The sequence below is a fragment of the Leeuwenhoekiella sp. ZYFB001 genome, assembly GCF_011784865.1.
Taxonomy (GTDB): domain Bacteria; phylum Bacteroidota; class Bacteroidia; order Flavobacteriales; family Flavobacteriaceae; genus Leeuwenhoekiella; species Leeuwenhoekiella palythoae.
Genome location: NZ_CP050460.1, coordinates 2,460,362 through 2,472,630, shown reverse-complemented (window position 1 = coordinate 2,472,630; position 12,269 = coordinate 2,460,362). Strand labels below are relative to the sequence as shown.

Genomic DNA, 12,269 nt, shown 5'->3' with positions numbered 1-12,269 from the left:
TTCATTAGATTTTATTTACAAAGTTATACCATATGAACGAAGAAGTCGAAGAACTCCATTTAAGGGAGGAACTTGAAAAATATTTACGGTATTGGCCCTGGTTTTTAATTGGGGCATTATTTGCCTTAGCAGGTGCGTTAATATACCTAAGATTGAGTGTTCCTGTATATAATACAGTGGCAAGTGTAATAATTAAAGATGAAGATGGGCAAAAAGCTGGAGGAGATGCAGCAGCCTTTAGTGAATTGAGTCTTTTGGGCGGTATGGGAACCAATAAAATTGAAAACGAGATTGGTTTGCTTAAGTCAAGACGTATGATGGTTAATACAATTGAAGCACTTCAAGCACAGGTTGAATATTATGATGTTGATGGATTGAAGGAGGACGAGTTGTATCTGCAATCTCCATTTTTAATTCAAATAGTAAGATTAGATGAAGATGCCCTTTCAGATGCTTTAAATTCAGAGATGAATTTATTTACTGTAGAGCAAACAGAAACTAAAGATGAATTACAACTCTATTTTCCGGAGAATAATACTTATAAGAAAATTAGAATAGGAGAGGTTTTTAATTTATCATTTGGTTCTTTTGTTATCAATGATAATAGAGAAGAGGTTAAAGGAACTATAATTAAAAATAGGGTCCTCATTAAGGTAAGACCTATAGATCATGTTGCTGATCAAATACGTCAGTCTATCGATATTCAGTTAATTGAGGATAAGGCTACTTTGCTTGAGTTTAATTTAGAAAGCCCAGTGAAACAAAAAGCAGAGGATATTCTGAATCAATTGATCTTTGAATATAATAAGGAGGCCATTGAAGATAAAAATGAGGTAGCTTTGAGCACGGCACGCTTTATCGATGAGCGTTTACAGATTATTAGTGGGGAGTTGGATACTGTTGAAGTTGGCTTGGAAGAATTTAAAGAAGCCAACAATATAACTGATATTGAGGCTGAAGCTAGTATGATAATTGAAAATGCAAGCGAGTATAGAAACAGGGAAGAAGAGCTTCAAACCCAGCAATCGCTTATAACATCTATGATCTCTTATTTGGAAGGAAATGCAGGAGATAAAGGTTCCTTACCAGCAAATTTAGGACTTCAAGGTGAAGCTGTAAATTCTCAGATACAGAATTACAATGATTTGATCTTGCAGCGCAATCGAATACTTAGCGGTGCTACTGAACAGAATCCTACGGTTGTTCGATTAAACGAGCAAATCAAACAGCTTAAAGATATTATTCTTTCAAGCTTGAGACAGTCCAAATCCAATATTGAATTAACCTTAAACAGCCTTAGGCGACAAACTGGAATCATTGGATCTGAAATTTCAAACGTACCTTCTAAAGAGCGCAGATTTAGAGATATTTCACGACAACAGAATATTAAAGAGGCGCTTTATTTATTTTTATTACAAAAGCGGGAGGAAAATTCTTTGTCGTTAGCGGCAACTTCACCCAAAGCCAAAATTGTTGATCACGCGTATACGCAGAATTCACCTGTATCGCCCAAACCAAAAATAATTTTAGTAGGTGCTTTTTTATTAGGTATCACTGTACCTTTTATTTTCCTTTATATTCGACGTTTACTCAATAATAAAATTGAACGACGGGAGGATATTGAAAAGCTTACTAAAAGCATTCCAATCATTGGAGAATTACCGCGAATTACTAAAGGCGAAAGTGATCTGATCGAAGAGAATGACCGTTCGGTATTGGCCGAGTCTTTTAGGATTTTGACGACCAACCTGCAGTATTTATTGGTGAATGCAAAAAACGAAGATAAAGGGTATTGTATTTATACCACCTCCACAGTCAAAGGGGAAGGGAAAACCTTTACCAGTATCAACTTAGCCATGACCTTAGCCAATACCGGGAAAAAGGTGGTGATCATTGGGGCTGACTTACGGAATCCGCAACTGCAGCGCTATGATACCGAATCGAAGAGCTTTTTAGGGGTGAGTGATTATCTCGTGAATGATGATCATGCTTTAGATACCTTGATCAATGATTCCAAATTCCACCCGAATTTAAAGTTGTTCTTATCCGGGAGTATACCGCCTAACCCTTCGGAATTGTTGCGCCAAAAGAAGTTTGGTAGCATGTTAGACGAATTACGGGAACAGTTTGATTATGTGATCGTAGATACGGCACCCTCGATGTTGGTGGCTGATACGTTTTTGATCAGTCAGTATGCCGACTTGATCATTTATGTAACCCGAGCCGGATATACCGAAAAACGCTTGTTGCAATTTGCTATAGATTCTCAGAATGATGGCAAATTGCATGACATTAGTTTTGTAATCAATGATGTTAAGACGGCTAATTTTGGATATGGGAATAAATATGGCTATGCTTATGGACAGGAAAAAGCTTCTTTGTGGGAGCGTTTTAAGAAAGCATTTTAGATCTTAGCGTTTACCAAATAATTAAATCTTTGGAAAAAGGAAAGGCACTGTTTATAGTGCCTTTCCTTTTTCTGTATAGGTAATAAATAGCTTTAATATTTTTTTTTGAATCGACAGAATAAAAACCCTTGCAATTAATCTAAAATGGATAGCAACACTATTCCTTGATAATAACATTATCAAAATATATAACTCTATTTTCAGCTAAGGGGGCTTTCTTTAAACCTTTCCATCCAGGTATGTATAACCCAAACTTTAAGTAAGGTAAAAAGCGGTCATTATAACAATTCGGCCCCATTTCTTGATGCACTAATTTACCGTCCTTCCAAACTTCAAGAAGGCCGTCCTTTCCATAACTTAATTTAATATGCATTACCCAATTTGACCAAGTATTGTCTTTAATTAATCCTAAACTTTTAGCATATCTGGTAGTTACTTTTGACTTGTCGGTTATTCTATTTTGATCACCAATGACTCGTAAAAAATACTCGTTGTTCTGAATAGCTATAGCTATATTTGGTTCCCTATAGGCTTCATTTTTATCGGGAACACCATGGAGCTGAAAAATTATCACTGAATAAGAATCACTAATAAAATCTTCAAGGTATGTGCTAAAAGTGTACCATCGTTCTTTAGCAGTAACGGAATTATATACCATTTCAGATCGCTTTCCCCCTGATACAGCATTATCGTTCCATTTCAATTCAAACCGCTGCACATTGCGGGAGTTGTTCAATTTGGAACCTACTTTTAAAGGTATTACTTTTTGTGCATATTCATTTATCAACTTTTGAGAACTTAAAAATGGTAACTCATCAACAAAATTAATTTTGACGGATGAGGAATCCTGTTGAATCGATTGCATTATTGATTGTTGATCTCTAAAGGATCTTGCGCCCTCATTAGTTGAGGTGCGCTGAGCTTTACAACTAGTAAAACAAATGCCTACAAAAAAGCTAATTTTAACAAATGATATTTTTTTGATAATCTAGAATTTTTAATTTTTCATAAAGGTACATTATAAACTGTCTTTTATGAGGTATAGAATTGTTTAGTGCCGTAATGATATGGTAAAGTTTCTAACTTTTCCCATACAAATGAAGCTTTGAAAATCTTTAAATAATCAGATTTTAGAAATAGATTATCTAAACCAATACATTGATATTCTTCAGAACAATTTTCTTCAATAAATTTTATCTCTTCAATAGTATTAAATAAATCATATCCGGAGATTAGGTTATTGTACATTTCAGCTTCAAAAACTTGAAAGTGTTCTATAAGAGCTTTGGCCTTAGTTATGATAATATTTGTGCCCCAGAGAGCAGTACCTTTATGTACTATTTTTTTTGCGTTTTGATAATTAGGCCGAATGACTACTTCGCTTACATTTTGGAGTGGTCTCGTTTTATTTGTGAGGCAAAAATAATTATAATTTGAATTAGGGAATTTTGGAGTTACCCCTGCTGTAATTAAGAGTCTACTTTTGTAATTTATTTGATCACATATTTCTTTGGCGGCGTATACATTATTGTAAAATCCTTTTTTATTCTCTATCCAATGTTGTGAATCAAGAACTAAAATTTTAGCATTTGAATTTAATTTTACTACCTTCAAAGATGCGACTAAAAGCAATGCTTGATAATTAGCTTTCACAGGGCATTCTAATATTTGGTCGTTCTTGATATTAGGCAATTGATTGTTGATATAACGAATATGTTTTTTCTTGCCAATTAACAATATGTTTCTAACATCAACAGTTTTAGCAACCATATTGAACGTACGCTGTAGAATAGTTTCTCCTGCTCCCAGAACGTCCTTAAACTGTAAAGGAGGATGAAAATTATTTAATTCAATTGGATTAGGAATAATAGAGTCTACAATTATGATGGCGTATAAATTTTTATCTACTGTCATTACAACCTATTTTTAAAATAAACGCATCCTAAGTTGGATATTTTTTATAGGATCAAATATAGACTATTTAGAATCACATCTTTTCCATATGGTAACCTTATATTTTTGACTAATATATGTTTAAGTTATTTGTTTAGTCTTAAGGAATTTGTTTCTTGTTATTCTTGAAATTAGATAAGCAGACAATGTTAATTGTGTTTTTTATTTTAATCATCCGCATGGATAAAACTACTAAAACAATGCCCATTAATAGTTTGTTTATTTTATAATTCATCTTGTTATTTAAAGAAAATTCCCATCAGTTGAATTTTCGACAAATCTATCCTACTTTTATAGGGATGGAAAACCTGCTCAGTGGGTCGGGGATGGTTTTGGTATATTAATAACATGCCCCACGCCAATGACGTACTTTGTTCTCTCCCAATACCTCTTCCTAAATGAATAGAAGGTGAATTCCTTTAATTCAATTTTTAAAGTATACCGGTATTAATCAAATATTTATTAAATGGTTTAAACCATTTATATGTGAGCGTTGTGAAAGGGATTATGATTTTTTAAATATTTTTCTACAGCTCTAATCTTGTACTATAGATTTCTTAAATGTTAGATTACCATTGCGTTTGCTATGTTAGATAACGTTCGAACTGTACGGTTTATTTATCAGCAGTTTTCATACTGTATCATGGCCTTTGCCTGGGCTTTGCTAGGGCTTTGAGTGGGGGATGCCGTTGTAGATGACCCGTCCTGAAATAGCTATACAGATTAATTAATAAATCCTAATATAACTATACAAAGCTACTTTTTAATCCTAAATAAACTATACAGACAGAACTTGAGGATTAAAATTTCTTTTATAGTTTTTCCATCTTTTGTTTAAGCTACCCGATGTAAGATGTGCCTGTTCTGGAGTTAGGTAATCACAACTCGCGTGAGGTCTTAACTCATTATAATTCTTGATACTTTTTGCTATTAGCGCTTTAGTATTCTCAAAACCTAATACACTTGAATATAGATTGAACTCTGATTTGATAATACCATTTATTCTTTCAGCCAATGCATTTTCGTAAGGATCTCCATTTTCAGTCATGCTAATGGCAATGTTATTTTGTAGCAACAAATCAACATACTTATGCGAACAATATTGAGATCCTCTGTCAGAATGATGGATTAGAGGTTGATCATATAATCGGTTATTTAGAGCCATCTTTAAAGCATCTAAACATCCTTCTGCAGAAAGATCCTGACGGAAGCTAAACCCCATTATCCTTCTGGAGTAGGCATCTGTTATTAAACTTAAATATCCCCACTGATTTACTAGTCTCACGTAAGTAATATCGCTTACCCAGACCTGCTCAGGCCTTATTATCACTAACTCTTTAATTAAATTAGTGTACTTCTTCATCCAATGTCTAGAATCGGTGGTTGTTATCCTTCGCTTGCGTTGGCGAACCAACAACTTATGCTCTGCCAATAGATCAAACAGATAATCCCTACCCAGTTGAATTTGGTGAGAGGATAGTTTATTCTGAAGCATATAATGCAGTTTTCGGGTACCTAGCCGTGGCAGTTCTTTTCTGATTGAAGCAACTTCCTGAAGAATGACATCTTCTTTAACCAGGCAATCTTCCTTGCGCCATAATGAATCATAGTATGCGTGTCTTGTTTTGCCAAACAGCCGGCATAAAACAGCTATCCCTAATTGTGGGAAGTCTTGCTTCATTTTTAAAACTGTTTGGCACCAGACTTTTTTCGGATATCAATCTTGAGCTGTTCTTCAGCTACATCAATAAGGGTGTTTAATGCTGTTATTTTTAGCTCAGCTTCTTTTAAAGCTTTCTGCAAGGCTTCCTTTTCAAAATCTTTTTCGGGTGGTTCATTTTTGTTGACCATTGGAGGAATGTTTTCTCTGTGAACTTCTACTTTCTCCAATTTATGTTTAAATATCCAATTCCGGATGATTTTCTCCGTCTTGATATTGTACATGATTTTAGCCTCTCTGACCGTTAAACGGCCTTGATCGATTGCAGTAACAATAGTGCGCTTCTGCAGATTTGTATAGCTTTTACGCTTAAGATTTTGCTGATATTCTAAAGAGCCGAAATCGCGCATCCAACCATCTAAAGTTGCTCTACCTAATCCGTAAATACGATTAGCTTCTTTTCGAGGCAGTCCATTTTCAACTTCTTTGACAACTTTGGCTATTAAACGCTTGTCATAGCGACTTTGCTTGTTCTCCCGAACTGCATAAACTTCTTGTTTATCATTTTCCATACACTTTTGAATTGTGTATAGCTATTTCAGGACAAGACAAGAACTTTTCTTTATTTTTATTTTACCGGGAGCTCGTGAACCTCGTAACCTCGGTTTGCTTCTCCAAAGAAACCCTTCGACTCGCGCTCAGGGCAGGCTCAACAAAAGAAAAGAGCCCCTCGCTTAGGAATTTTTTGCCTTACCAGACAAAAACCGTCTTGTTCGTTCCGCGTCGCTATTGCTCCTGTCTTTCGGAACGCTCTGCGTCTATTCTGAACCGAGGGATCATGTTTTGTACTCCCCTTCGGGAATAGGTAATGTCACTTCGAGTGATTGAAAACCTGCGGTAGCAGGGATTCAATTATATCGAGAAGTCTTTGAAGTTATTTCTGTAGTTCTATATTCGCGTGATGATTATTTTATAGGAGCTCGTGAATCTCCTAGCGTCGATTTGCCTTGTACAAAGAAACCCTTCGACTCGCGCTCAGGGCAGGCTTAACAAAAGAAAGGACACTTTTTGGATAGGTATTTTTTGCTATCGCAAAAACCGCAAGCGCTTCCCTAAATTTTTTCCAAGGCTTCAGGATTTTTAACAGACAACTGTTGCTATACTGACCAAAAAGGAACTAAAGCCCTTGAGTATAAACTCTACTCCATATCAGAGCTAATCAGTCATCTCGACGTTAGGAGAGATCACACATGGTATTTATTTCCTTACCTAGAATTAGCTTCTCTCCCAATACACTTAAATAAAACCTAAGGTATGGATCGGAATTACTGCAAAGGAGAGTTCATTGCGCGAATGCATTTTGTATTTCTGATTCCGTAATTTCATTTTTATAATAATGAAATAAACAGAATTGCTGCATAGGAAAACCGATCACTCCAGAGTATCTTATCTCGTAAGGCTTTTTTTACCGGCAGCATCGGCAGTATTGGCAAAATCGGCAGGAATGGACACTGCCGTTAGTATTCAGGTTGTACGCCCACGTTCTTTGTGGCTTAATCTAAAACCTTTTTACTATGGCTAAACAAGCTGGAATTATCAAGTTAAAAGGCACTATCGGAGATATTGCCTTTTACAAAAGTGGAGACGGGCATATGGCTCGTTTTAAAGGAGGGATCGATAAAAAGCGTATCGCTACCGATCCTGCTTTTCAACGTACCCGAGAAAACGGGGCGGAATTTGGACGTGCCGGCAAAGGCGGTAAATTATTGCGTAGCTCGATGCAGCTGCTCCTGCAGCAGGCTAAAGATGCTAAGGTGGTAAGTCGCTTGACCACCGTATTGCTGGCGATCATTAAAACGGATACCCTTTCTGCCCGTGGCGCTCGTAATTTGACCCAGGGTGAGTTAGGACTCCTCAATGGCTTTGATTTTAATGCAAACAGTCCGTTGAGCACCACTCTGTCTGCTCCCTATAGTGTGGGGTATGATCGTGCTACCGGCGTGGTGGGTTTGGAGTTGGAAGCCCACAATCCACAAGTGCAGATCGCCGCACCCACGGGAGCTACGCATTATAAACTGAGTTGTGGGGCAAGTGAACTGGATTTTGAAGAGCAGACTTCGCTCTTTAAAAGTGTGACTACCGGAATTTTGCCGTATCAGAATACCGAGGTGGCTGCTACTACACTAGAGGTAACCCTCACAGCCGGCAGCACACTCCAGGTGGTACACGCTCTTAGTATTGAGTTTTACCAAGAGGTGAACGGAACGATGTATCCTCTACAAAATGGGGCCTTTAATGCGATGGCTGTGGTACAGGTCGCGCAACCGGCGTAAGATGGAGTGGGTTTTACGACGGAGTTACTATCGTTCGGGTACCAATGGAGCACTTTTTGTAAACGGCAAATTTTTGTGCTTTACTATCGAGCTTCCTTGGCGTGAGAATCGCAGCAGTGTTTCTTGTATTCCCGAGGGGCGTTATGAAGTGCAATTTCGGGTATCCCGCAAATTTGGGAATCACCTGCTCCTTGTTGATGTTCCCAAGCGCAGTTGGATCTTAATACATCCGGCAAATCACGCACAGGGAGCATTGCAGGGCTGTATCGCACCGGTTTCTGAACTTAGTGGCATAGGTCGCGGATTGCATTCGCGCAGGGCGCTAGCCCGATTACTGGTACTGCAGCGTGAGGCGCAGGAACACCAGGAGGCTGTATATTTAACGATAACCTATAATACACATGAATATCTTAGATCGTTATCAAAAACCCACGCCGCGGTTTTTCCGCATACTTCGTAGCGTGGGCATCGGACTGGCCAGTGGCGGTGCGGCTTTACTTGCTGCACCTGTGACCCTCCCGGCCTTTGTATTGAGTCTTGCCGGGTATGCTGTGGTTGCCGGTAGCGTGGCTACTGCGGTGAGCCAGGCAGTGGTGGCCGATAAGTTACCAGAGCCTGATCAACCCGTAGATGAACACTAGTACTCCTTCTTTAAAACTAGGCACGTTGGGAGGCACGGTGGCCGCAGCCGTACCCAGTATTCAACGGGATACGCTGCTGGAGGCAGTGGTCTTTGCAGGAGTTGGGGCTTGTGTGAGCTTTGTGGTTTCTTTGTTTTTAAAATGGCTGTTTAAGGCTTTGAAAACTTGGTTTTTAAATCGAAGTAACCGTAACTAGGAATCGTATTTGTAGGATTTCTTGATGTTTAAACCCTTCTTTCGGGATTCGTTCCGGGAGAAGGGTTTTTGTTTATAGGTTCAAGAGTCAATGTTCAAAGTTCCGGGTTCTGATGAATTCGGAATTAGTTGACAGTCTCAGTCGGCAATTTTAGCGTTATGTTTTGAGCGTTTGGGTTGACATCCATCCCCAGCCCTTCCTTCAAAGGAAGGGAGTCTGTCTTTCTCAAAGGAACGCCTTCTGTTGAAGTAGGAGGTTTTGAAGGGGTCAAATCCCTAGGATTTCGTAAACGCCTGTCACTTCGAGTGATTGAAAACCTGCGGAGCAGGAATTCAATTATATCGAGAAGTCTATGAAGTTAGGAGTCTATTGTTAACCAGGCTTCTCTATACTATTATTTTGGGTTTACTCTAGAATAAAAGGTAGGTGATGCAATCGCGCACGAACCTGACATGAGTTCTGCTCTCAACCCCAGACCACCTCCCCCAAGAGAAGGGAGCTGTATAGGAAAGCCTCCCTTAAAAGGGAGGTTTGGAGGGATGTTTTACGGATGTTAAGAAATCAAGGATGCAAATTAAAAATGAGTCTTATTTAAGGCCAGACCCTAACTAGGAATCGTATTCGTAGAATTTCTTGATGTTTAAACCCTTCTTTCGGGATTCGTTCTGGGAGGAGGGGTTTTGTTTATAGGTTCAAGAGTCAATGTTCAAAGTTACGGGTTCTGATGAATTCGGAATTAGTTGACAGTCTCAGTCGGCAATTTTAGCGTTATGTATTGAGCGTTCGGGTTGACATCCTTCCCCAGCCCTTCCTTCGAAGAAAGGGAGTCTGTCTTTCTCAAAGGAACGCCTTCTTTTGAAGGAGGAGGTTTTGAAGGGGTCAAATCCCTAAGATTCTGTAAACGCCTGTCACTTCGAGTGATTGAAAATCTGCGGTAGCAGGGATTCAAGTGTATCGAGAAGTCTATGAAGTTAGGAGTTTATTGTTAACCTGGATTCTCGATACTATTATTTTGGGTTTACTCTAGAATAAAAGGTACGCGATGCAATCGCGCGCGAACCTGACATGAGTTCTGCCCTCAACCCCAGACCACCTCCCCTAAGAGAAGAGAGTTGTATAGGAAAGCCTCCCTTAGAAGGGAGGTTTGGAGGGATGTTTTTGCGGATGTCAAGAATCGAGGTTGCAAATTAAAAATGAGTCTTATTTAAGTCCCAGATTTTTTGTTCTACTGTTAAATTTTATCGGAACTCCGAAAGGCATACCGAAATATTGTCGTTTTTTCTGTTGAGGTTTGTACTAGCGTATCTATTGAATCGATTATGAAAAGCAAACGCCTGTGTATATTTCCTAAAGATGTACAGTGTATCACCGGAAAAAGTGAGCGCTATGGGCGGCAGCTGTTGGCTGACATTAAAGTATATCATAAAAAGGAGCCGCATCAATTTGTTACAGTATATGAGTTTGCTGCATATTGTGGATTGCAGGTCGAAGAGGTATTAGGGTATTTAGATTAATCACGAAGCTTTGAGAATGGAGTATGTTGAGCAATTCTATACGAACTAAAACAGACTATGTCTTATACCCATTTAAATTATGTCTTAAAGTAATTTTACAGTAGATAGAGAGATAGTTTATTAAGAATGGTTACAATATATCCAAATATTTATTAATTTTCTGATTATTAAAGCTTTAATTGTTTAATGGTGATGAAGCAACTTACGATATCCTGTATATTACTCTTTTCTGTTAGTAGTATTACCTTTAGTCAAAATCTAACTGAATCAGATTCACTTAAATATGGTATTGCAAAAATCATCAAGAATGATGAGGTTTTAGCCAAATCCTTTAAACAAGGAGCTGTTTATACTATAGCATATTTAAATCAACTAGAACCCGAATTAAAAGGTTATGCTAGTTTCTCGTTTGAAGAGAAGGGCAACACGGCTAAAAAGATTTACAATTTAGTTAGTAAGAAGTTTAATGAAGAATCTCCACAACCTGTATCCTTCACTACCCCTAAAGGAACGATCAAGTTTGAATATGGCCTATCTGAAACAGATTCCGTTTGGGTACGCTTAGCGCAATACGATGTGAACAATAGGTTAGAAGCCAACTCGAAATACCTAAGCCCGGAACATATTAAACAACTCTTAGAGCAGTAATTTACTTTTTATGAGTACGCTAAGTCTTTATGATTTTAAACTCTTAACAGACCACGAGCAGTATGATTTGGTTTTTAGTGAAGGTACTTTTATAGATACTCTAATTGAAGACAACACACGCTATGCGCTCTACGCCGTTGACTTATTCTTTGTTGAAATTGAATACGATGTAGCTAGGAATAAAATAGTGGGTAAGACTAGCTTTGTTACTGGTGATAAACTTAATAGTTATTCTAAGATTATTTAATCTTAAGGTCAGGATTTCTTTTCTCAATTCTGGCGAAGAACTCCGATACTGGAATTTTGTATGTTTTACATAACTCGAATAGTGTACTTATTTTCATATTACCTCCTTTAGTTTCTAATCTACCAATATGAAAATTGTGCTTAATATCATTAAAAATATCTCCTGCAACATCACCTTGAGTACGTCCATCCTCTTTGCGGATATCTTTCAATAGATCATAAACAGCTTCTACTAATTTCTCGTTTATGTATTGTGCCTTTGACATATTTTCAAAGGGATAGAAAATTTAATCTAATGACAATGACGTATTTGTCATTTTTTGTTATATTTGATCATAGTAATATATTTGCGAAACTTCTTGATTTAAAATACATGAAGCATTCGCTTTGAATCTCGCCTTTTAAAACTGGTAATTTTATGCAACGAGATGATAAGTGTAAATGCTCACGACCGCGGCGTGAGCTTACTTGTTGTTGCAAGGTATACCAGTACCTAAAAGGCATAAGTAAGTTTTCACGCCCTTTTTTGTATTAAGGCTTTTGCAATGTTCAACTTCCATTTTCAAAGTCGTCTACTTCTTTTTATAAAGCTTCGCAGTCCGCATCACCCCTAAATTGTATAGGTCAAAATGGCCGGCAACTCGTATGAGTTGTTTTAATCTAACAGTTA

General features: G+C 37.8%; 13 protein-coding genes. 8 read left to right on the top strand and 5 right to left on the bottom strand.

Annotated elements, in window-relative coordinates:
• Positions 1-32 precede the first annotated feature (32 nt).
• Positions 33-2,408, top strand: coding sequence for a GumC family protein (locus HCN54_RS10535; RefSeq protein WP_167597769.1), 2,376 nt, complete (start codon positions 33-35; stop codon positions 2,406-2,408).
• 157 nt (positions 2,409-2,565) lie between these two features.
• Here the strand turns inward: HCN54_RS10535 and HCN54_RS10530 are convergent, their stop codons facing one another.
• The 4 genes from HCN54_RS10530 to HCN54_RS10515 all read right to left on the bottom strand — a co-directional run bounded on the left by HCN54_RS10530 (position 2,566) and on the right by HCN54_RS10515 (position 6,593).
• On the bottom strand, positions 2,566-3,273 hold the full coding sequence (locus tag HCN54_RS10530; protein ID WP_167597768.1) for a polysaccharide lyase: 708 nt from the start codon (positions 3,271-3,273) through the stop codon (positions 2,566-2,568).
• Positions 3,274-3,440: 167 nt separating this feature from the next.
• Positions 3,441-4,322 carry a hypothetical protein gene (locus tag HCN54_RS10525; RefSeq protein WP_167597767.1) on the bottom strand — a complete coding sequence of 294 codons (882 nt, stop codon included), beginning with the start codon at positions 4,320-4,322 and terminating at the stop codon, positions 3,441-3,443.
• Between the two features lie 817 nt (positions 4,323-5,139).
• Entirely contained in the window at positions 5,140-6,042 is a 903-nt protein-coding gene (locus tag HCN54_RS10520) for an IS3 family transposase (RefSeq protein ID WP_167597766.1), read from the bottom strand.
• 2 nt (positions 6,043-6,044) lie between these two features.
• Positions 6,045-6,593 (bottom strand): hypothetical protein, encoded by a 549-nt coding sequence (locus HCN54_RS10515; protein WP_167597765.1) that lies wholly within the window; start codon positions 6,591-6,593, stop codon positions 6,045-6,047.
• Between the two features lie 1,002 nt (positions 6,594-7,595).
• Between HCN54_RS10515 and HCN54_RS10510 the strand changes: the two genes are divergently transcribed.
• The 7 genes from HCN54_RS10510 to HCN54_RS10480 all read left to right on the top strand — a co-directional run bounded on the left by HCN54_RS10510 (position 7,596) and on the right by HCN54_RS10480 (position 11,600).
• Positions 7,596-8,354, top strand: a complete 759-nt coding sequence (locus HCN54_RS10510; RefSeq protein WP_167597764.1) for a hypothetical protein — start codon at positions 7,596-7,598, stop codon at positions 8,352-8,354.
• Between the two features lies 1 nt (position 8,355).
• Positions 8,356-8,814: a DUF5675 family protein gene (locus HCN54_RS10505; protein ID WP_167597763.1), complete on the top strand. Its 459-nt coding sequence runs from the start codon at positions 8,356-8,358 to the stop codon at positions 8,812-8,814.
• A 1-nt stretch (position 8,815) separates the two neighbouring features.
• Complete coding sequence (locus HCN54_RS10500) at positions 8,816-8,995, top strand: hypothetical protein (protein ID WP_240924863.1); 180 nt, start codon at positions 8,816-8,818, stop codon at positions 8,993-8,995.
• Positions 8,985-9,191, top strand: a complete 207-nt coding sequence (locus tag HCN54_RS10495; RefSeq protein ID WP_167597761.1) for a hypothetical protein — start codon at positions 8,985-8,987, stop codon at positions 9,189-9,191. Before HCN54_RS10500 ends, HCN54_RS10495 begins: the two co-directional genes overlap by 11 nt.
• A 1,319-nt stretch (positions 9,192-10,510) precedes the next feature.
• Positions 10,511-10,705 carry a hypothetical protein gene (locus HCN54_RS10490; RefSeq protein ID WP_072980210.1) on the top strand — a complete coding sequence of 65 codons (195 nt, stop codon included), beginning with the start codon at positions 10,511-10,513 and terminating at the stop codon, positions 10,703-10,705.
• Between the two features lie 192 nt (positions 10,706-10,897).
• Entirely contained in the window at positions 10,898-11,353 is a 456-nt protein-coding gene (locus HCN54_RS10485) for a hypothetical protein (RefSeq protein ID WP_167597760.1), read from the top strand.
• 10 nt (positions 11,354-11,363) lie between these two features.
• On the top strand, positions 11,364-11,600 hold the full coding sequence (locus HCN54_RS10480) for a hypothetical protein (RefSeq protein WP_167597759.1): 237 nt from the start codon (positions 11,364-11,366) through the stop codon (positions 11,598-11,600).
• Here the strand turns inward: HCN54_RS10480 and HCN54_RS10475 are convergent.
• Complete coding sequence (locus HCN54_RS10475) at positions 11,593-11,865, bottom strand: helix-turn-helix domain-containing protein (protein ID WP_167597758.1); 273 nt, start codon at positions 11,863-11,865, stop codon at positions 11,593-11,595. The two genes, HCN54_RS10480 and HCN54_RS10475, sit on opposite strands and share 8 nt — an antisense overlap.
• Positions 11,866-12,269: the final 404 nt, after the last annotated feature.

Excerpts from the sequence above, each read along its gene's own strand:
- HCN54_RS10485 (WP_167597760.1), top strand. The coding sequence starts at position 10,898 with ATGAAGCAACTTACGATATCCTGTATATTACTCTTTTCTGTTAGTAGT.
- HCN54_RS10515 (WP_167597765.1), bottom strand. The coding sequence starts at position 6,593 with ATGGAAAATGATAAACAAGAAGTTTATGCAGTTCGGGAGAACAAGCAA.
- HCN54_RS10475 (WP_167597758.1), bottom strand. The coding sequence starts at position 11,865 with ATGTCAAAGGCACAATACATAAACGAGAAATTAGTAGAAGCTGTTTAT.
- HCN54_RS10505 (WP_167597763.1), top strand. The coding sequence starts at position 8,356 with ATGGAGTGGGTTTTACGACGGAGTTACTATCGTTCGGGTACCAATGGA.
- HCN54_RS10490 (WP_072980210.1), top strand. The coding sequence starts at position 10,511 with ATGAAAAGCAAACGCCTGTGTATATTTCCTAAAGATGTACAGTGTATC.
- HCN54_RS10535 (WP_167597769.1), top strand. The coding sequence starts at position 33 with ATGAACGAAGAAGTCGAAGAACTCCATTTAAGGGAGGAACTTGAAAAA.
- HCN54_RS10495 (WP_167597761.1), top strand. The coding sequence starts at position 8,985 with ATGAACACTAGTACTCCTTCTTTAAAACTAGGCACGTTGGGAGGCACG.
- HCN54_RS10530 (WP_167597768.1), bottom strand. The coding sequence starts at position 3,273 with ATGCAATCGATTCAACAGGATTCCTCATCCGTCAAAATTAATTTTGTT.
- HCN54_RS10510 (WP_167597764.1), top strand. The coding sequence starts at position 7,596 with ATGGCTAAACAAGCTGGAATTATCAAGTTAAAAGGCACTATCGGAGAT.
- HCN54_RS10520 (WP_167597766.1), bottom strand. The coding sequence starts at position 6,042 with ATGAAGCAAGACTTCCCACAATTAGGGATAGCTGTTTTATGCCGGCTG.
- HCN54_RS10480 (WP_167597759.1), top strand. The coding sequence starts at position 11,364 with ATGAGTACGCTAAGTCTTTATGATTTTAAACTCTTAACAGACCACGAG.
- HCN54_RS10525 (WP_167597767.1), bottom strand. The coding sequence starts at position 4,322 with ATGACAGTAGATAAAAATTTATACGCCATCATAATTGTAGACTCTATT.